The organism is Achromobacter sp. E1 (assembly GCF_037039475.1).
Lineage (GTDB): Bacteria > Pseudomonadota > Gammaproteobacteria > Burkholderiales > Burkholderiaceae_B > Achromobacter > Achromobacter mucicolens.
The window spans coordinates 244,042-263,740 of record NZ_CP146253.1; the positions used below are offsets into that span (position 1 = coordinate 244,042).

The following is a 19,699-nucleotide window of genomic DNA, read 5'->3' on the forward strand; positions in this document are numbered from 1 at the left end:
AAGGAGCATGACATGCCTGAAACCCTGATCAAGGTCGACCTGGCCCAATCCCCCTACGAAAACGAAGGCGTGCACAATCGCTGGCATCCCGATATCCCCATGGCGACGTGGGTCCGGCCGGGCGACGATTTCGTGCTCGAAACCTACGACTGGACCGGCGGCGCGATCAAGAATGATGACGATGCCTCCGATGTGCGCGACGTGGACCTGTCCACGGTGCACTTTCTGTCGGGCCCGGTCGGCGTCGAAGGCGCCGAGCCCGGTGACTTGCTGGTGGTGGACTTGCTGGATATCGGCGCCAAGCAGGAAAGCCTGTGGGGCTTCAATGGCTTTTTCAGCAAGAACAATGGCGGCGGCTTCCTGACCGAACACTTCCCGTCGGCGCAAAAGTCGATCTGGGACTTTGAAGGCATGTTCACGACCTCGCGCCATATCCCCGGCGTGCGTTTCGCTGGCCTGATCCATCCGGGCCTGATCGGCTGCCTGCCGGATCAGGCGCTGCTGGACAAGTGGAATGAGCGCGAACAGAAGCTGATAGACAGCGATCCCGATCGCGTGCCGCCGCTGGCCAATCCTCCTGCGCCCAAGACGGCGCACATGGGCAAGCTCAAGGGCGCCGAGCGGGATCGCGCCGCCGCCACCGGCGCGCGCACCGTGCCGCCGCGCGAGCACGGCGGCAATTGCGATATCAAGGACCTGTCGCGCGGATCCCGGGTGTTCTTTCCGGTCTACGTCAAAGGTGGCGGCCTATCGGTGGGCGATCTGCACTTCTCGCAGGGCGATGGCGAGATCACCTTCTGCGGCGCCATCGAAATGGCGGGTTGGGTACACATGCGGGTGTCGCTCATCAAGGGCGGCATGGCCAAGTACGGCATTCGCAACCCCATCTTCAAACCCAGCCCCATCACGCCCAACTACAAGGACTACCTGATCTTCGAAGGAATTTCGGTCGACGAAGGCGGCAAGCAGCACTATCTGGACGTGCACATCGCCTATCGCCAGGCCTGCCTGAACGCCATTGAATATCTGAAGAAGTTTGGCTATTCGGGCGCGCAGGCGTATTCGATATTGGGCACGGCGCCGGTGCAGGGCCACATCAGCGGCGTGGTGGACATTCCCAATGCGTGCGCGACGTTGTGGCTGCCGACCGAGATCTTCGATATCGACATCCAGCCCAATGCGCTGGGCGACGTGCCGCAGATCAAGCGCGGCATGGACATGCCCATCGCCGAAGACCTTTAAGGAGCCCGCATGCCGCTCTATGACTATCGTTGCCAGGACTGCGGCGAGTTCTCGGTTCTGAGGCCGTTATCGCAATGGCGTGACCTTGCGTCCTGCCCCGATTGCGGCGTCTCCTGCGAACGCTTCGTCAGCGGCGCACCCGCGGTCTCGGCGCTGTCCTCGGCAATGAACCGCGCCCGCGCCGCCAACGAACGCGCCGCCCATGAACCCCGCAGCACGCGGGGCGGCCACGGCATGGGATGCGGTTGTTGCTCAGGCGCGAAAGCCACGGGCCGGACGCGTCAGACCGCCGACGGCGGCAAAACGTTCGCTGGCGCCCGGCCTTGGATGATCAGTCACTGAGGACGGATGGAAGGCAAGCCGGGGCTGGCCTTGCCACGCCCCGCCCCTCACAGCGTCGACATCTGCCCCGGCAACCACAGCGCCAGTTGCGGCACGGCCGAATTGAGAGATTTTTGTTATTACGGGTAATCCCGGCGTGGCTCGCGGCTTGACAGGTTGGTTGTAGTGAGCAACATTATGGTTGTGCAATACAACTTAATGGACGCGCCATGCAGATGCCCGCCAAATCAATCGACGAAATCCGGTCCGCATCGCGCACCATCGTGCGCGAACTGGGCTTCATGCGGCCGACACTGGCGGGCACTGCCTATTCCGCCTCAGCCGTGCACGCGTTGCTGGAAATCGATGCTCAAGGCGGGGTGGCGGCGGCCCATCTGGTCACTGCGCTTGGCCTGGAGAAATCCAGCGTGAGCCGCATGCTTTCCAAACTGATCGCGGCCGGGGACGTTGCCGAGTCGGCAAGCGCAGAGGATGCGCGTCTGAAGCAGCTGACGCTGACCGGGCAGGGCAAGGCGTTGGTCAAGAAAATTCATACGTACGGCCGCAATCAGGTCACCTCGGCAATGGCGCACTTGAATCCCTCGCAACAGCAGGCGGTCGCGCAGGGGTTGTCGGAATATGCCAGGGCGCTCAAGGCGAGCCGCGGGGCGCAAGCCGCAGCGGCCCGCGATACGATGCAGATCGTGCCCGGCTATCGGCCCGGTCTGGTGGGACGCGTGGCCGAGATGCATGCCGCCTTCTATTCAAGGCACTCGGGCTTTGGCCAGTTCTTCGAAAGCCAGGTGGCCACGGGAATCGCCGAGTTCGCGGGGCGGCTCGGCGAGCCATGCAATGGGGTGTGGACGGCGATTCAGAACGACCGGATTGTTGGTTCCATCGCCATAGACGGCCAGGACCTGGGCAACCGCCAGGCGCACCTGCGCTGGTTCATCCTGGATGACGGATGCCGAGGCAGCGGAACCGGCCGAAAGCTGATCGAGGCGGCGCTGGACTTCTGTGACCGGTTCGGTTTCTCCGAGTGCCAGCTCTGGACCTTCAAGGGCCTGGACGCGGCGCGCAAGCTCTATGAGTCCGTGGGATTCAAGCTCGTGCATGAGGAAGATGGCCATCAGTGGGGCAGCATCGTCACCGAGCAGCAGTTCACCCGCGTCAAGCCCACGGCCTGATACCCGCGCGGCCTACCTGCCATGCGCACCAGGCGCACCGCAATCGCCGCCGCCGCGACCGTGGGGATGCTCGTGGGCGCGGCGATGGTTTCCACAAGCGTGGTGTCCAGCGCCGTCTCGCCCGCAACACTTGCATTCCTGCGCTATCTGATCGGTGCGGCGGTCCTGCTGTTGCCGTTGGGCCCGGCCGTACGCACGACCTTCACGGTCAAGGATGCAGTTGCCGTCGCCACGCTGGGCGTTTTCCAGTTCGCCGTGCTGGTGCTGTTGCTTAACCATGCGCTGTTGACGGTGTCGGCAACCGTGTGCGCGCTGGTGTTTGCCACGATGCCGCTCGTGACGATGTGTCTTGCGGTGATCACCGGCAAGGAGCCATACAGCGGCCGAGGTCTGGTTGGCGTGTGCACGGCGGTGGCTGGCGTTGCGTATCTGCTGCTGTCGCCTTCCGCGCCTGCGGCGGGCGTGGCGCACAACGGCTGGGGGATGGTGGCGCTGGTGTCCGCCACGATCGTCGGGGCCGTGACGAGCATCCTGTACGGCCCCTATCTGCGCCGCTATCCGGCGCTTGCGACCTGCCGGCTCGCGATGGTTTCCGCGGTGGTGTTCCTGCTGGGTTTCTGCGTCCTCACCTCGCAGCCGCTGGTTCCCTCGCTGAATCGGCTTCAGTGGGCCAACGTCGTGTTCATTGGCCTATCGAGCGGGGTGGGCTATTTTTGCTGGTTGTGGGCGCTGGGCAGGCTGGCTGCCAGCAAGGTCACGGCCTTCCAGGCCTTGGGCCCGGTGACCGCGGCGCTCATCGAGTCGCTGCTGTCGCAGCGCCTTGCGCCGATGACGGTGCTCGTTGCGCTGGCGATGGTTTGCGCGGGACTGGTCATTGCGACACGAAGGCTTGAGGCGAACTGAACAACCTGTTCTATCTGACGGTGACGGCGGCCAGGCCGCCGTCACCGTGGGACTCGCAGGGTGCGCCTCATCGCCGCGCACCGTCTGCGACCGGCTGGATCAAGCCGAAAGTTCGTTACGAACCAACGCCGCGCCCGCGCTCAACGCCTTCAACTTGCCGTTGGCCACGGCACGCGGCAGCGGCGCCATGCCGCAGTTGGTGCAGGGGTACAGCTTGTCGGCATCCACGAACTTGAGTGCCTGGCGCAGCGTGGCGGCGACCTGCTCGGGGGTTTCGATGGTGTGGTTGGCCACATCGATGGCGCCGACCATCACCTTCTTGCCGCGGATGAGTTCGATCAGGTCGATGGGCACGTGCGAGTTCTGGCATTCCAGCGAGACGATGTCGATGCTGGATTTCTGCAGCTTGGGGAACGACTCCTCGTACTGGCGCCATTCCGATCCCAGCGTCTTCTTCCAGTCGGTGTTGGCCTTGATGCCGTAGCCGTAGCAGATGTGCACGGCGGTTTCGCACTTCAGGCCTTCGATCGCGCGCTCCAGCGTTGCAACGCCCCAGTCGTTTACTTCGTCGAAGAAGACGTTGAAGGCGGGCTCGTCGAACTGGATGATGTCGACGCCGGCGGCTTCCAGTTCGCGCGCTTCCTGGTTGAGGATCTTGGCGAATTCCCAGGCCAGCTTTTCGCGGCTCTTGTAGTGGGCGTCGTACAGCGTGTCGATCATGGTCATGGGACCGGGCAGCGCCCATTTGATGGGCTGCTTCGTCTGCTGGCGCAGGAATTTGGCGTCTTCGACGAACACGGGCTTCTGGCGGCTGACGGAGCCGACGACGGTGGGCACGCTGGCGTCGTAGCGGTCGCGGATCCGGACGGTCTCGCGCTTTTCGAAGTCAACGCCGTCCAGATGTTCGATGAACGTGGTGACGAAATGCTGGCGCGTCTGCTCGCCGTCGCTGACGATATCGATGCCGGCCAGTTCCTGTTCCTTCAGGGCCAGGAGCAGCGCATCCCGTTTGCCTTCGGCTAGTTGCTCGTCTTGCAGGCTCCAGGGCGACCAGAGCTTTTCAGGCTGGGCAAGCCAGGACGGTTTGGGCAGGCTGCCGGCAGTCGAGGTGGGCAAGATTTTTTTCATGGCGAAAGTGTCCGTCTGTTTTCGGTTTATTGATGGGAGTAGCTGGCAGCCCATTGATCAAGCACGTGCTTGTACGGCTTGATGAAGTGCGCCTCGGCAAACTTGCCCTGCTTGATGGCGAGTTGGCTGCGTTCGACGCGGTCGTACACGATCTGCGTCAGCGAATAATCCTGGTTCTTCAGGCTGGGTTGATAGCGCTTTCCAGCCGCGGAATTGGCGTTGTAGATTTCGGGCCGGTAGATGCGCTGGAACGCTTCCATCGTGCTGATCGTGCCAATGAGTTCAAGATTGGTGTAGGCGCCCAAGAGGTCTTCCTGAAAGTAGAACGCCAGCGGCGCCACGCTGTTGGGCGGCATGAAGTAGCGGACCTGCAGGCCCATCTTCTCGAAGTAATGATCGGTCGAGGAGAATTCGCTTTGCTGATATTCCACGCCCAGGATCGGGTGGTGGTTGTCGGTGCGATGGTAGGTCTTGCTGCTGGAGACGCTGATGCAGATGACCGGCGGCTTCGCAAAGTGCGCCTGGTAGGCCTGCGATTGCACGAAGTGCTTGAAGAGCTTGCCGTGCAGGTCGCCAAAATCTTCCGGCGTGCTGAACGTGGCTTTGTTGTCGTTGAATTCGGGCAGCAGCACGCTGAAGTCGTAGTCTCGCACGTAGGAAGAAAAATTGTTCCCCACGATGCCGTCGATGCGCTTGTCCGTTTGCTTGTCGACGATGTTGGTCTTGAGCATTTCGATCAGCGGAAACGTGCTTCCGTCTTCGCCCAGCGTCATCTCGGCGGTGATGATGTCCAGTTCAACGGCGTAGCGGTCGCCCGTGGGGTTGTCCCAATGCGCCAGGTCATTGAAACGGCTGTCGATCATCTTCAGCGTATTGCGCAGGTTTTCCTGGCGGCTGGCGCCTCGCGCCAGGTTCGCGAAGTTGGTCGTGATGCGCGTGCTGTCCGACGGCTGATAGTTTTCATCGAAGCGGATGCTCTTGATGCTGAAGGTGAAGTCGTGGCTCATGGTGGTCGGATGCCCAAAATGCTGCGATAAACGTGAATTCGTTGCCGGCACGATCAGCGTGCGCTGCCTGTCCGGCTATCGGTAAGGGTGGCCTGGCGTCAGGCCGCCAGGACTTCTTCCGCCGCGGCGGCGCGGGCATGCCGCGTCAGTTCGACCAGCGGCAGGGCGCGCTGGACGGCCAGACCGGCACGCTGGATCAACGCGTCGTTCTGAAGCCGGTAGTCGGCAAAATCCTCGTCGGTCGCGTAGATGCCAAGCGGCAAGGTGCGCGCCTGAAAGAAGCTGAACAACGGCCGCAACTGGTGGTCGATCACCAGCGCATGGCGCTGGCTGCCGCCGGTCGCGGCCAAGAGGACGGGTTTGTCGATCAGGGCGTCCTGATGAATGAAATCGAAGAAGTGCTTGAACAGGCCGGTGTAGGAGCCGCGGTAGACGGGCGTTGCCACCACCAGGACATCGGCTTGCTCGACCGCAACCAGCTCGCGCTCGACCGTGTCGGGCAACTGCGAGCGCCACACCGCGCCGGCAAGCTGCGGCGCCAGCCGGCCCATTTCGACCAGGCGGGGTTCGCAGGGGATTTCGTTGGCGATCAGCGCCAGCAGCTGTTCTGCCAGGGCGGTGGTCTTGGAGGGACGTTGCATGCCGCCGGAAACGGCGACCAGTCGCAGGGGGAGTGTCATCTGTGCTTCCATGGAGCCAATCGGCACGAAAGGGGTCGACTTGCCATGGAACGTGCGCGTTGATCGGGTCAACTTGCGCAGCACAGCGGCAAACAAAGAATGCAATGCTAAAGATCAATATCCATGACGTAAAATGGTTTTATTTCACAAATCCATGAATCTGGATCATATAAATGCTTGAGCGCATCCATCTGAGCATCGTGCAGCAGGTCGAGAAACAGGGCTCCTTGACCGCCGCCGCGGGCGTGCTGAACCTGACCCAATCGGCGCTGAGCCACAGCATGAAAAAGCTGGAGCAGCAGCTGGGCACCGATATCTGGCTGCGCGAAGGAAGACGGCTTCGCCTGACGCAGGCCGGCCAGTATCTGCTGGCGGTGGCGAACCGGATGTTGCCGCAGCTGGATCTGGCCGAAGAGCGGCTGGGCCAGTTTGCCCAGGGCGAACGCGGCGCGCTGCGCATCGGCATGGAATGCCACCCGTGCTATCAGTGGCTGCTCAAGGTGGTGGCGCCGTATCTGGCGGCGTGGCCGGACGTGGATGTGGACGTGAAGCAGAAGTTTCAGTTTGGCGGGATCGGGGCACTTTTCGGCTACGAAATCGACCTGCTGGTCACGCCCGACCCGCTGTTCAAGCCGGGGTTGAAGTTTGAACCGGTGTTCGATTATGAGCAGGTGCTGGTGGTGGCCAAGGGCCACCCCCTGGCATCCGTCGCTTACGTGAAGCCCGAGCAACTGACGCAGGAAGTGCTCATCAGCTATCCCGTCGATATCGAGCGGCTGGATATCTACAACCAGTTTCTCTTGAAGGCGGGTGTCACGCCCAAGCGGCACAAGGCGATCGAGACCACCGACATCATGCTGCAGATGGTGGCCAGCGGCCGCGGCGTGGCGGCGCTGCCGCGCTGGCTGGTCGAGGAGTACGCGGTCAAGATGGATCTGGCGCCGGTGCGCTTGGGCCCGCGGGGCATCGCCAAGCAGATCTTTCTGGGATCGCGCGAGGCCGATGACGCCCTGGATTACCAGCGAGCGTTCATCGAGATGGCGCGTCAATAAGAGGGACGGTTAGAAACCCTTAAAATCGCCGCATTTGCAGTGGGATGGCTGCCACACGCGGCATGCGAGGCACGACATCATCGGAGCCTGTCCGCCTCGCAAGGAGTCATAGCGTTGAACATACACAAACTGGGCGCGCCCTCGGCGATCGTCTATATCGTCGACGACCACCCCGAGGTCAGCCAGTCGCTGTTCCGCCTGCTGTCGTCGATCGGCATCCATGCCGAGACCTTCGACTCGATCAGCGCCTTTCAGGCGGCGGCGCGTCCCCCGGTGCCTTCCTGCCTGATCCTGGATCTTCAACTGTCCGACGGCGACGGGCTGACGCTGCAGGCTCGCCTGCGCGAGCTGGGCGATCACATTCCGATCGTGGTGGTGACGGGCTTTGGGGATATCCGGCAGACGGTCAAGGCGATGAAAGCCGGTGCGATCGATTTTCTGGAAAAGCCCATCTCCGAGCAGCGGCTGCTGGACTCCGTGCATCGCGCGCTGGAATCGGACGCGGCACGGCGCGCCAAGGAGCAGGAATTCGAGAAGATCCTGGCGCTGTACCGGTCATTGACGGCGCGCGAACAGCAGGTGATCGAGATGATTGCGTCCGGGTGCCTGAACAAGGAAGTCGCGCAGCAGTTGGGCATCAGCGAAGTGACCGTCAAGGCGCATCGGGCAAGCGCCTACCGCAAGATGCAGGCGCGCAGCTTTGCGCAACTGGTGCAGATGATCATCAAGGTCAATCCGAGGGTTGCCGCGCACGCCGTGCCATTGCGCGGCGACGGCGACGGCGAATAGGCCGGATGAATCAGGCCTGCGCGGGCAACGAAAAGTAGAACACCGCGCCCACCGGGCTGTTGGGCCGCGCCCACATCTGACCATGATGCAGCTGAATGATTTCGCGGCAGATGGCCAGGCCCATCCCCAAGCCTTTGGTCTTGGTGGTGAAGAAGGGATCGAACAGTTTTTTCACCGACGCCGCATCGATGCCGCTGCCGGTATCAAACACTTCCACCAGCAGTTCGTCCGCCGAAGACGGCCGGGTGACGACGCGCAACTGCCGCGCGCCTGGCGCCTGCTTCATGGCATCGACCGCGTTGACATACAGGTTGAGCAGGACCTGCTGAAGCTGGACGCGGTCGCCGCTCGTGTGCAGGGGTGCATCGGCCAGATCCAGCATGACGTCGACGTCGCTGAAATCCAGCTCGGATCTCAGCAGCGCCAGGGTTTCCTTCACGAGTCCATTCAGTTCGACGGGGGCGAAGGCTGCCGGCGCCTTCTTGATGAGCGCGCGCACGCCGGAAATGATCGAGCCGGCGCGTTGGCCGCTTTGCACGATGCGCCGCAATGATTCCGCGACCTCTTCGGTGTTGGGCGGGGTGCGCGCAATCCAGTTCAGCGCCGCCTGCGCTTCCGTCAGGACCGCCGAGACCGGCTGGCTGACATCGTGGGCGATGGAGGCGGTCATCGAGCTGACAGTGGTCATGCGGGTGACGTGAGCCAGATCCGACTGGATCTGCTGCATCTTGGTCTCTGCGGCCTTGCGTTCGGACAGGTCGAGCACAAACGAGACGCCCTGGTTGTCGCCGGCGGCAAACCGGGCCGCGCCGAGCAGCACCGGCACGCGCCGGCCATCCTTGTGGACCAGTTCGGTTTCCACCGGTTCGGCGGTCTCGCGCAAAAGCAGCTCGTCCAGCGTCACCGGGCCGCCGCGCGACACAAGCGCGGTCCACTTCAAGCGGCCCGCGCTGACATCGTCGCGGTCGTAACCGGTCATGGACAGGAAGAGGTCGTTGGCCTCCAGCACTTGCCCCTCGATGCTCCAGAACCAGATCCCGATGATGTTGGCTTCGACCAGGCGTTGAATGCGGGCCTCGCGCTGCGCCAGGTCACGGTATAGCCGCGCGCGTTCGATCGCGATGGCGGCCTGCGAGGCCAGCAAACGCAGAACGGCGGTGCGGTGCGGCGCAAAAACGCCGCGCGCCAGGGTATTTTCCAGGTACAGCACGCCGATGGATTTGGATTGCGTGGTCAGCGCCAGGCACAACACCGACGGCAGCCGCGCGGCGCGCACGTAGGGGTCGCCGGTGAAGGCGCCGGCGCTCCACGCATCGTCCAGAACGATGGTTTCACCCGTGCGCCAACCGTAGTTCACGATCTGCTGCGGCAGGCCAGCCTCGTCCAGCGACTGCGCGCGCTGGCTGATCGCGACGGAATCGCCGGACGTGGTGGCAATGGCGCGCACATACAGGTCACCCTCGGCATGCAGGACGAGCACGCCGCGCGTGGCGCCGGCCTGCTCCAGCGCGATCTTCATCAGCTTGTCGAGCAGCGTCTGCAAGTCCAGCGCACTGGCGAGCGCGCGGGAGATGTCGATGACGGTGGCCAGATCCAGGCTCTCAACCGGCGTTTCGATCGTGGAATCGTGGGCGGCGCTGCCGCGATCCACGAACAGCGTGGGGTGCAGCGCATCGATCTGCCTGACCTTGCCGGACGCGCCCCAATGCTGATAGCAGGCACGCGCGTGTTGCAGGTACGTATGCGCGATGCGTTGCTGGCCACGGCTTTGGAAAAACCGTGCGGCGCATTCATTGGCCAGCCCTTCGACGTGGACAAGGCCGTGATCGCTGGCGCAATGGATGGCATCGTCGTAGCGCTGCATGGCGTCCAGGATGTCGCCCTTTACCCGCGCGACTTCGGCGTCTATCAGCATCCGCTGGCTTTGGAAGTTGGACGGGCAGGACGCCGCCCACGGACGCAGCTTCGCCAGATGGACCTCTATCGCCGCAAGCGTGGCGGCTTGTCCCGCCGGACTTGCGGGCGCGGGGCACCAGGCGTGCGCCAGCGCGGAGTAGAAGTGGAACTCCATTTCCTCGACGAACGCCAGAGACGTCCACACGAACCTTGAGGCCACCTCGCTTGCCCGCACGGCGTCCGGGAAATCGCCGCCGAACACCCTGGCCTGCAGCTTGCGCAGGTAATGCCAGCACGCCGTGACATTCCAGCCGGTCTCGGCCTGGAGCTTGCGCTCGAAATCGGCCTCGGTGAATCCAGCGTCGTCCAGCGTGCCGAAATGCGGCGTCATGCCTTGCAGCATCTTGGCCAGTTGCAGTTGCGACGTGTACCGGTCCAGGACTTCAAGCCCCGCCTTGCGCGCGAATGCCAGACCGCGGCTGGCGTCGGCGCGGATGGTGTCCAGCGCACCGCCGGTGGCCAGCATATGCGTGACCAGGCTGTTCAGCGCGAAGGATGCGTAGGTCCAGTCGCCCTGCTGGCTGGCCAGTTCGAAGGCGGTCTGCAGCAGGTTGCGCGCCTCGCTGATCGGCCGTGACCACGGAACGATCTGGCCGCCGAACACCTGATAGACCCGCGCGGCGAAGCGGACCTGCGCGCGCTGCTGGATCAGGTCGACGCCCAGCTTGCCGAAGGCGTAGCCGTCTGCGTAGTCGCCGGTGCGCGCGGCCAGGATCATGCCCAGCCACGCGTATCCCAGGCTGGACGCATCCGTGTTGCCGTGGCGCAGGCTCAGGTTGGCCATGCGCAGGATGACGCGCTCGCGCAGATTCGCAAAGAGCGTCCAGGCCGGCGGCAGCAGTGCGGTCAGCACGCCCATCGTCGCTTCCGTTTCCGGGTTTTCCATCGCGGGCAGGTCCAGCAGCGTAGCCGCGGGCCGGCCGGCACGCAGCGCATTGAACTGGGCGTACTCGTCCGAGACGGCCTCATCTGAAGGGTTGTCGGTCCAGTCGATGCCGGCGCGGCGAAGATAATGCAGCGCGGCCTGAATGGCCTCGTGCCGCTCGCCCAGCGCCATGAAAACTTCCACGCGCAGCTGAGTCACGCGGGCCAGTTCCGTCAAGGGCGCGTCGCGCTCGCCCAGGCGGGCCAGCCGATGCCTGGCGCTGCCCACCGCGCCGCTGCGCAACTCGCACTCGGCGCGGGTGATATCGATCGTGAAGGCAAGCGCGGGCTCGCGCTGGCGGCCGTCGTCGGACAGGAATGCCGAGGCTGCTTCCAGATAGCGGATGGCGGCCGAATAGTCGGCGGTGTCCTTGGCCAATGAGCCTGCCAGGGTATTCAGATGGGCAAGCCGGACGCGTTCGTCGGGGCTGTGGACAAGTTGCCATGCACGGTTGAACTGATCGACCAGTTCAAAGGCGCGCGCCTTCAATTGTTCTGGTTCCAGGTCCTTGGCAAGGCGCCGGCCGACCGACAGATGGGTGGCCGCGCGCTGCCGTTCCGGAATCAGCCCATAGCTGGCCGCCTGCACCCGGTCGTGCGGAAAGCGGTACACGTCGCCGCTACGAAAGACGAGGCTCTGGCGCTCGCACTCGCGCATTGCCGTGGCAACGTCGAGCCGCGGCCAGCCCAGCGCCGCCGCCAGCTTGTCCAGCGAGGCGTCGTGCCCAAGGCACGCCATGTGTTGAATCGCTTCGCGGCTGTCGCGCGGCAAGCGCTCGACCTGCTGGAGGATGATGCCGACCACGTTGTCGGTGTACGCCTGCTCGCGGATGGCATCCGCATCCCAAAGCCAGCGCTGGCGCCCCACGTCGTAGCGCAGCAATCCCTCGGCCGCGAGCGTGGACAGGAACCGGAGCACGAAGCAGGGGTTGCCGGCCGTCTTGGCCTGCACCAGTGCGACGAGCGGATCGATCCACGGCGACCTGCTTTGCAGCGCATCGGCAATCAGGTGGGCGCAGTCGCGCGCCTGCAGATTGTGGAGCGCGAGTTCGGTGAGGGGGATCGCGCTGGCGCGCAGGCCGGCGATGAACGCCGCAAGCGCGTGGCGCGCCGTCATGTGCTCGGCCCGATACACGCCCACGACCAGGATGTTCTGCAGACCGGTCTGCGCAAGCTGTTCGATCACGCGCAGGGTCGCGGCGTCGGTCGACTGCAGGTCGTCCAGGAACAGGATCAGCGGATGGCCCGGCGACGAGAACGCGCAGAACAGATGCTGGAAGGCCAGGAGCAGCCGCGCCTTGGCGTCCGCCTCGGCCACCAGGCCCTTGGCGTCCGGCACGATCAGCGCCAGTTCGGGAATCAGCGTGAGCAGGCTGCCGCCGCCGGCCGAGACCACCACGCGCAGTTTCTCCCGCCACTCGTCCAGGTCGCTTTCGTTCTTGGCAAGCACCGCCTGAAGCAAGCCTCTTGCCGCCTCGACCAGCGCGGCGTAGGGACCGGCGTGGCTGTGAGGATCGCCCTTGCCCTTGGCAAGCAAGGTGTATTCGCTGCCGACAACGCGATGCAGCTCTTCGATGAGGATCGACTTGCCGACGCCCGCCTCGCCCGAGATCAGCACGACCTCGGCGCGCCCGGACCCCGCCACCCGGCCCATGGCGCCCAGCAGGACGTCAAGCTCGGCGCCTCTGCCGTACAGGGTTGCAGGCACGCGCACGCGGCCTGGATGGTCGTAGCGGCCCAGTGCGAAGTCCGGCGCGGAGTCGGGGTCCATCATCAACGCGGCCAGACAGCACTGCAGGTCGGCCGCCAGCCCCTCCGCCGTCTGATACCGGTCGTCCGGCGACTTTTCCTGCAGCTTCATGACGATGGCCGACAGTGTCGCGGGTATTGCGCTGCGTCGTTCGGCGGGCGTTACCGGCACGCGCGCGGAATGGCTGTGCAGCCACGTCAGCGCCGACTCGCCTTGAAAAGGCAGCTCGCCGGTCAGGGCCTCGTAGAACACGACGCCCAGCGAATACAGGTCCGAGCGCGCGTCGGCGCGATGCCCGGCGCGGCCGGATTGTTCGGGTGCCATGTAGGCGAGGGTGCCGACGATATTTGCTGGCTGCGAGCCCGGCGCCGCCTGATAGGCGCCGAGCGGCGTGGAAAAAGAAAAGCCGGTCAGGTGGGCGGCTTCGTCATGGGCGTTGAACAGGATGTGCGCGGGCTTGAGATTCCGATGGATCAAGCCGGCGTTGTGCATTTGCCCAAGGGCGTTCGCCGCCGCGATGGCCAAGCGCAGAAATGCCTTGGCGGGCATGGGCTGCGGGCGATGCGACGCCAACGGCTGTCCGCCGGGATCCTGCAGATACAGGACGGTGGAGCCGCCGACGCGCGCCAGTGCGGTCGGCACGGCGGCCCAGCCGGGATGCAGGTAGTCGCGCAGGCCGTATTCCTGGTCCAGCAGGTGGCGCGCGCATTCCGAGCTGTCGTTCGGCCGCAGCCAGACGGCAAGGCTGGCGTCGCCGCGCCCGAAGACCCGGTCGCCGTCCACCCACAGAACCTCGAAACGGGCCCCGTTGACTGCCTCGAAGCGAGGAGCACTATCCATGTCGCACACCCAGCCGAGGCCTGTCGGCGCGCGGCAATAATCCCTGTCGGCGCAATTCTAATCAGGAATTATGCGTCTCATGTAACGGTGTGTGCGGCAGCGCCGGGTGTCGTGTTGGTTCCGCCTATTGCACGATCGGCGCCACGAAGTGCGATACCCGTGGGGGCGTGCCGCCGATGTGGAAGGCGCGCACTTCCGCCTGCTGGTCCGCGTCTGCGTGCGTGACGCGTTCGTGCTGGCGCAGATGTTCCAGCCAGGAGGTCACCAGGAAGTATTCCAGGTAGCGGCCGGGTTGGGCGGCGTCTTCGAAGATGCCCCAGGCGTATGCGCCATCGCGGCGGCGCTCGGCGCCTGCGTGCTGCATGGCGCGCACGAAGGCCGCGCCTTGCGCCGGGTCGATCAGGTATTCGACCGTGATCATGACCGGTCCACGATCATGCGACACCTCTTGATCGATCAGGGGCTCGGGCCAGTGCATCGACGGCGCAAGGTCCAGGTCCGCGCCCAGCTGCAGCTTGGCCTTGCGGGTCAGCAGCATCGCAACCACCGAGCCGGCGGCGGCGATCAGCAGCGCGGCGGGCACGCCGGCACGCACCGCCGTCTGACCCCAGATCATGCTGCCCGCGGTCATCGACCCAAAGAACACCGTCACGAAGATCGCCAGGCCACGGGCACGCACCCAGTCCGGCAGGGCAACCTGTGCCGAGACGTTGAGCGAGGTCAGCACCATGATCCACGAAGCGCCCGCCAGGAAGCTGAACGCACCGGCCACCACGGGATGCGGCACCACCGCAAACACCACCAGCGTGAACGCCGTGCCCAACGTGCCGGCCATGACGCTGCGGTCAGGCCCCAGCTTCTTGCGCAGCGGCGGCAGCACCATCGCACCGATCACCGCCCCGGCGCCGACGCAGCCCAGAATGATGCCGTAGAGCAAGGCGCCGCCCTGCAGCACCTGACGCACGATCACCGGCAGCAAGGCCCAGTAGGCACTGGCAAACAGGAAGAACGCAACGGCGCGAACCAGCGTGGACTTGAGCGGCTTGCTGTGCAGCGCAAAGCGCACGCCGGCACGCATGGCATGAAACAGCTGCTCGCGCGGCAGGCGCTTTTCAGCGGCGGCGGGCGGCTTCCACCAGATCAGCGCGGCCACGACCACGATGAAACTGACCGCATTGACGAAGAACGGAATCGCCACGCCGATACTGGTGATCAGCACGCCGGCCAGCGCCGGACCAATGGCGCGGCTGACATTGATGCCTACGCTATTGGTCGCGATGGCCTGCTGCAGCGACGGACGCGGCACCAGGCTGGGCACGATGGCCTGCCAGGCCGGCGCCGACAGCGCCGTGCCGATACCCATCAGCAACGTGAAGCCCAGCAGCACCCACGGCGTCGTCAGGCCAAACCACACCACCAGCCCCAGCGCCAGCGCAATGACGCCCATCGCGATCTGCACCATCAGCAGCAGCTTGCGGCGGTCCATGGTGTCGGCGAGCGCGCCGGCCAGGAGCGACAGCAGAAAAACCGGCAGCGCGCCCGCGGTCTGCACCAGCGCCACGAACATCGGCGACGGCGACAACGACGTCATGAGCCAGCCCGCGCCCACGTCATGCATCCAGGTGCCGATGTTGGACAGCACGGTGGCGACCCAGATCACTGAAAAGGCGGAGTACGCGAAAGGCGAGGAAGGCGGGGCGGGGTTGGCGGGCTGGGCGTCGGCGGTCGTCATGGCGTGGCAGGCTGCGGGAGAAAGCAAAAAGGTCCGCAGCCGCTGCAAGAGCGGCTGCGGACCCCAGGGGCATCAGCGGGCGATGACGGGTGCGGCCACCGGCGCGATGGCGTCGTGGGCGGTCTGCGTGCGTTGGCCGGCCTTGTGCACCATCGTGTAGGCGTAGTCCACGCCCATGCCGTACGCGCCCGAGTGTTCCTTGACGATTTCCATCACGGCATCGTACGAGTCGCGGCGGGCCCAGTCGCGCTGCCATTCCAGCAGCACCTGCTGCCAGGTCACCGGCACCACGCCGGCCTGGATCATGCGCTGCATGGCCATGTCGTGCGCTTCCTTGGACGTGCCGCCGGACGCGTCGGACACCATGTAGATCTCGTATTCGCCTTCCAGCATGGCGCACAGCGCAAACGTGGTGTTGCAGACTTCGGTCCAGAGACCGGCCACGACGACCTTCTTGCCGCCATTGGCGGCCAGCGCATCGCGCACCTTCTGGTCGTCCCACGAGTTCATCGAGGTGCGTTCCAGGACCTTCTGGTTCGGAAACACGTCGAGCAGTTCGGGGTAGGTGTAACCCGAGAACGACTCGGTCTCGACGGTGGTGATGGTGGTGGGAATGCCAAACACCTTGGCGGCCTTGGCCAGACCCACGGCATTGTTCTTCAGCGTCTGGCGGTCGATCGACTGCACGCCAAAGGCCATTTGCGGCTGGTGATCGATGAAGATGATCTGGCTGTTCTGCGGGGTCAGGACTTCGAGCTTGGCTTGGGACATGAAAATCACCTTGGGTTGAAATGGAGGGGCCTTAACGAGAATGTCAGGATAGGGGAAACGTTCGCGTCTCGACATTGTTCGAAGGTATGGCGCGTTCCCCCTCAAGTAGGGTCAGTCGGCGCGCGTTTGATGCCCAGGGTGGCCAGCGCGGCGACGATGGGCGGCAGGATGAAACACCACATGAGGGACGCCCAGTACAGCAGCGCGGCAATGGCGCAGCCGGACGCAAACGCCGCCAGGGCGGGCAGCATCTTGCGCAGGCGGCCGACGGCGGCCGTGCGCGCTTCGCCGGAGACGCCCTTGCAGAGGTCGGCAAGGTCGATCATCACCTGCGTGGTGGTGCCGGTCATGAGCGTGGACGGCGGCGCGCTGCCCAGATGCATGCGCTGGATCGCATTCTGGATACCCATGGCCGCGACCAGCAGCATGCCGCCAATCACGGCAACGGGCGCGTCGCTGTCGGGAAACGGTCCGTAGACGATGAGGACGGCACCGGCGGCGGCCAGCAGCAGCACCTTCGCGCACATGAGCTTGGACATCGCCGTGTCCGCAGCCGCGAAGCCGGACGCAAACAGGCGCGTCAGCACGACGACGGCACAAAAGAGCGGCAAGGCCAGGAGCTTGGCGAAGGCGCCGGTCGTGCCGTGGACGAAGGCTGCGCCCAGCGTGACGAAGTTGCCCGTCACGTGCGCCGTGAACAGGCCGTTCAGCGCCAGGAACCCCGCCGTATCGACGTATCCCGCGTTAAAGCCCAAGAGGCCGGTGAATCGTGGAGATACGGGGGTCTGTTCCATGATGTGCAAGGTAAGTGTTGATGGCGCGGTGCCCGCTGGACCGGCGGTGCGGCCGGCGCGACGGACACTGCGAAGGCCGATACGAAGGCGACTACCGCCGTTCGTTCAGGTCCTGCCAGATCACCAGCAGGAACCCGCCCACCAGCCCAAGGTGCTCGAAGAACGAGTTGGCGGCGAAAAAGCGCGCCTGGCCGGGCGGCATCTCCCAGAACTGCAGGGCGACGAAGGTGGCGAGCAGCGTGAAGATCGCCAGCCCCAGCGCGCCGAGCCAGCGATGCCATCCGATCAGGATCATGAGCGAGGCGATGAGCTCCAGCGCGATCACGACCACGGCGAAGAACGGCGCGGGCGTAAGCCCGAAATGGGTCATTTCCGCGATGGCGCCGGGAAAGTCGGTCAGCTTGACCAGCCCGCCCTGAAGATACGCCGCGCACAAGCCCAGGTAGGCGGCAAAGCGGGCAACGCGGCCCCCCAAAATGGGGCGCGCGATGCCGGCCAGCGAGGTTGAAATGCTCGACATGGGTTCGGTTCCTTACACGGCCCAGCACGAGCAACCCAACGCGCCGAAGAACGACTTCTGGTCCGCGGCCGGCACGCTGGAGGCCCACGCGTTGGCATGGCTGTGCCCATGCAGGCCGCACGCTCTGGCGCAACCGCAGGCCGCGGCAAAGCGCTTGTAATCGAGCGAATTGCGTCCCGCGCCTTCCGGGTCGCCCCAGGCGGCATAGCCGCCGAACAGGCGCGTGGGCGACCAGTCGGGCATGGCGGGCGGCGGCGCGTTTTCGTCGAGCTTGGCGAAGTCGCCAGCGCCGTAGACCACGCGCCCGCCCACCACGGTCAGGTCGGACGTCAGGAACGAAATCTCTTCATCCGCCACCGTGAAGTAATCCTGGGACGGAACCATCAGATCGGCGAACTGGCCCACCTGGATGCGGCCGCGCTTGCCTTCGTCGTTGGAGAACCACGCGACGTTCTCGGTCCACATGCGCAGGGCCGTTTCGCGGTCCAGCAGGTTTTCATGCGGATACAGCGGCATGCCGCCGACGGTTTTGCCCGTGGTCATCCACGACAGCGAAATCCACGGGTTGTAGGACGCGACGCGCGTGGCGTCGGTGCCGGCGGACGTTTTCACTCCCTTTTCCAGAATGCGCTTGACCGGGGGCGTGGCTTGCGCGGCCTTCGCGCCGTAGCGCTCGACAAAGTACTCGCCCTGGTATGCCATGCGGTGCTGGACGGCAATGCCGCCGCCCAGTGCGGCGATCCGGTCGATGGACTTGTCCGAGATCGTCTCGGCATGATCGAAGAACCAGTTGATGCCGGTGAGCGGCGTGTCGCGATGCACTTTCTCGAATACGTCCAGCGCGCGCGTGATCGTTTCGTCGTAGGTCGCGTGCAGGCGCCACGGCCATTTGTTCTGGACCAGGACGCGGACGACCTCTTCCAGTTCGCCTTCCATCTCCGGCGGCATGTCCGGACGTTCGACCCGGAAGTCCTCGAAGTCGGCCGCCGAGAACACCAGCATCTCTCCGGCCCCGTTATGCCGGAAGTAATCGTCGCCCTGCTTGTACTTGACCGAAGACGTCCAGTTCAGGAAGTCCTCTTTCTCGTGCTTGGGCTTTTGCGTGAAGAGGTTGTACGCAAGCCGCACCGTCAGCTGGTTGTCGTCGGCCAGCTTCTGGATGACGGCATAGTCGTCCGGATAGTTCTGATAGCCGCCGCCGGCGTCGATGACGCCCGTGACGCCCAGCCGGTTCAGCTCGCGCATGAAGTGGCGCGTGGAGTTCAGCTGGTAGTCGAACGGCAGCTTCGGACCCTTGGCCAGCGTGGAATACAGGATCGTGGCGTTGGGTTTGGCCAGCAGCAGGCCGGTCGGATTGCCATTCGAGTCCCGGATGATCTGTCCACCTTCGGGGTCCGGCGTGTCGCGGGTGTAGCCCACCACGCGCAGCGCCGCAGCGTTCAGCAGCGCGCGATCGTACAGATGCAGCAGGAACACCGGCGTGTCCGGTGCGACCGCGTTGATTTCCTCGATGGTCGGCAGACGCTTTTCAATGAACTGGTGCTCGGTGAATCCGCCCACCACGCGCACCCATTGGGGCGCGGGCGTATTGGCGACCTGCCGGCGCAGCATCTCCATGGCATCCGCCAGCGACCGCACGCCGTCCCAGCGCAGTTCCATGTTGTAGTTCAGGCCGCCGCGCACGACGTGCGTGTGGTTGTCGTAAAGCCCGGGCAGGACGCTTTTCTTTTTCAGGTCAACCAGCCGGGTGTTCGATCCCGCCAGGCGCAGGACTTCCCGGTCGCTGCCCACCGCGGCGAACTTGCCGACCTTCACGGCGACGGCGCCCGCTTCCGGATTGGCGCGGTCCAACGTGGTGAAGCGGCCGTTGTAGAAAATCACCTCCGGGGGACCGTCTGCCAGCGGCGTGCCGGTCTGGGACTGCGACCCGGCATTTGCCCGGCCGGCCCACATGCTGTTTAGCGCAAACGCTGAAGCCAGCGAAGACGCCGCTCCCAGGACTTGTCGACGCGAAGCCATGCCACTCTCCTCGATTAATTTCGCGGTGGGTAGGTTTTCATGGCGTCCGCCGGGGCGCAATCCGACATTAGGTTCGTCACCCTA

At 64.7% G+C, this 19,699-nt stretch carries 15 protein-coding genes; 6 read left to right on the forward strand and 9 right to left on the reverse strand.

Annotation, left to right across the window (positions count from 1 at the left end):
- Positions 1 to 12 precede the first annotated feature (12 nt).
- From fmdA to V6V88_RS01180, 4 genes are all read left to right on the forward strand, one after another.
- Entirely contained in the window at positions 13 to 1,242 is a 1,230-nt protein-coding gene (gene fmdA, locus V6V88_RS01165; protein ID WP_062841626.1) for a formamidase, read from the forward strand.
- 9 nt (positions 1,243 to 1,251) lie between these two features.
- A complete protein-coding gene (locus V6V88_RS01170; protein WP_081101085.1) occupies positions 1,252 to 1,584 on the forward strand; it encodes a zinc ribbon domain-containing protein in 333 nt (110 codons plus the stop codon).
- A 215-nt stretch (positions 1,585 to 1,799) separates the two neighbouring features.
- On the forward strand, positions 1,800 to 2,750 hold the full coding sequence (locus V6V88_RS01175; protein ID WP_062841634.1) for a helix-turn-helix domain-containing GNAT family N-acetyltransferase: 951 nt from the start codon (positions 1,800 to 1,802) through the stop codon (positions 2,748 to 2,750).
- Positions 2,751 to 2,771: 21 nt separating this feature from the next.
- A complete protein-coding gene (locus tag V6V88_RS01180) occupies positions 2,772 to 3,653 on the forward strand; it encodes a DMT family transporter (protein WP_062841625.1) in 882 nt (293 codons plus the stop codon).
- A 99-nt stretch (positions 3,654 to 3,752) separates the two neighbouring features.
- Here V6V88_RS01180 and V6V88_RS01185 read toward each other — a convergent pair whose 3' ends face one another.
- The 3 genes from V6V88_RS01185 to msuE all read right to left on the reverse strand — a co-directional run bounded on the left by V6V88_RS01185 (position 3,753) and on the right by msuE (position 6,468).
- Positions 3,753 to 4,781, reverse strand: a complete 1,029-nt coding sequence (locus tag V6V88_RS01185) for a methionine synthase (RefSeq protein WP_062841624.1) — start codon at positions 4,779 to 4,781, stop codon at positions 3,753 to 3,755.
- 26 nt (positions 4,782 to 4,807) lie between these two features.
- Positions 4,808 to 5,788, reverse strand: coding sequence for a DUF1852 domain-containing protein (locus tag V6V88_RS01190; protein WP_280002858.1), 981 nt, complete (start codon positions 5,786 to 5,788; stop codon positions 4,808 to 4,810).
- Positions 5,789 to 5,886: 98 nt separating this feature from the next.
- Entirely contained in the window at positions 5,887 to 6,468 is a 582-nt protein-coding gene (msuE, locus tag V6V88_RS01195; RefSeq protein WP_062841622.1) for an FMN reductase, read from the reverse strand.
- Positions 6,469 to 6,641: 173 nt separating this feature from the next.
- On the opposite strand from msuE, the gene V6V88_RS01200 reads away from it, so the two are divergent.
- Positions 6,642 to 7,520, forward strand: coding sequence for a LysR family transcriptional regulator (locus V6V88_RS01200; protein ID WP_338617344.1), 879 nt, complete (start codon positions 6,642 to 6,644; stop codon positions 7,518 to 7,520).
- A gap of 114 nt (positions 7,521 to 7,634) precedes the next feature.
- Positions 7,635 to 8,309, forward strand: coding sequence for a response regulator (locus tag V6V88_RS01205; RefSeq protein WP_223573928.1), 675 nt, complete (start codon positions 7,635 to 7,637; stop codon positions 8,307 to 8,309).
- Positions 8,310 to 8,319: 10 nt separating this feature from the next.
- Here the strand turns inward: V6V88_RS01205 and V6V88_RS01210 are convergent, their stop codons facing one another.
- The 6 genes from V6V88_RS01210 to V6V88_RS01235 all read right to left on the reverse strand — a co-directional run bounded on the left by V6V88_RS01210 (position 8,320) and on the right by V6V88_RS01235 (position 19,498).
- The gene (locus V6V88_RS01210; protein WP_338617346.1) at positions 8,320 to 13,779 is read right to left on the reverse strand and encodes an AAA family ATPase; all 5,460 of its coding nucleotides are present in this window, start codon (positions 13,777 to 13,779) and stop codon (positions 8,320 to 8,322) included.
- A gap of 124 nt (positions 13,780 to 13,903) precedes the next feature.
- Positions 13,904 to 15,511, reverse strand: a complete 1,608-nt coding sequence (locus V6V88_RS01215; protein ID WP_223573932.1) for an MFS transporter — start codon at positions 15,509 to 15,511, stop codon at positions 13,904 to 13,906.
- Positions 15,512 to 15,583: 72 nt separating this feature from the next.
- The gene (locus V6V88_RS01220) at positions 15,584 to 16,282 is read right to left on the reverse strand and encodes a hydrolase (protein WP_338617347.1); all 699 of its coding nucleotides are present in this window, start codon (positions 16,280 to 16,282) and stop codon (positions 15,584 to 15,586) included.
- Positions 16,283 to 16,383: 101 nt separating this feature from the next.
- A complete protein-coding gene (locus V6V88_RS01225; protein ID WP_223573934.1) occupies positions 16,384 to 17,076 on the reverse strand; it encodes a YoaK family protein in 693 nt (230 codons plus the stop codon).
- A gap of 91 nt (positions 17,077 to 17,167) precedes the next feature.
- Complete coding sequence (locus V6V88_RS01230; RefSeq protein ID WP_056319472.1) at positions 17,168 to 17,596, reverse strand: DoxX family protein; 429 nt, start codon at positions 17,594 to 17,596, stop codon at positions 17,168 to 17,170.
- Between the two features lie 12 nt (positions 17,597 to 17,608).
- Positions 17,609 to 19,498 carry an amidohydrolase gene (locus tag V6V88_RS01235; protein WP_338619536.1) on the reverse strand — a complete coding sequence of 630 codons (1,890 nt, stop codon included), beginning with the start codon at positions 19,496 to 19,498 and terminating at the stop codon, positions 17,609 to 17,611.
- Positions 19,499 to 19,699 lie beyond the last annotated feature (201 nt).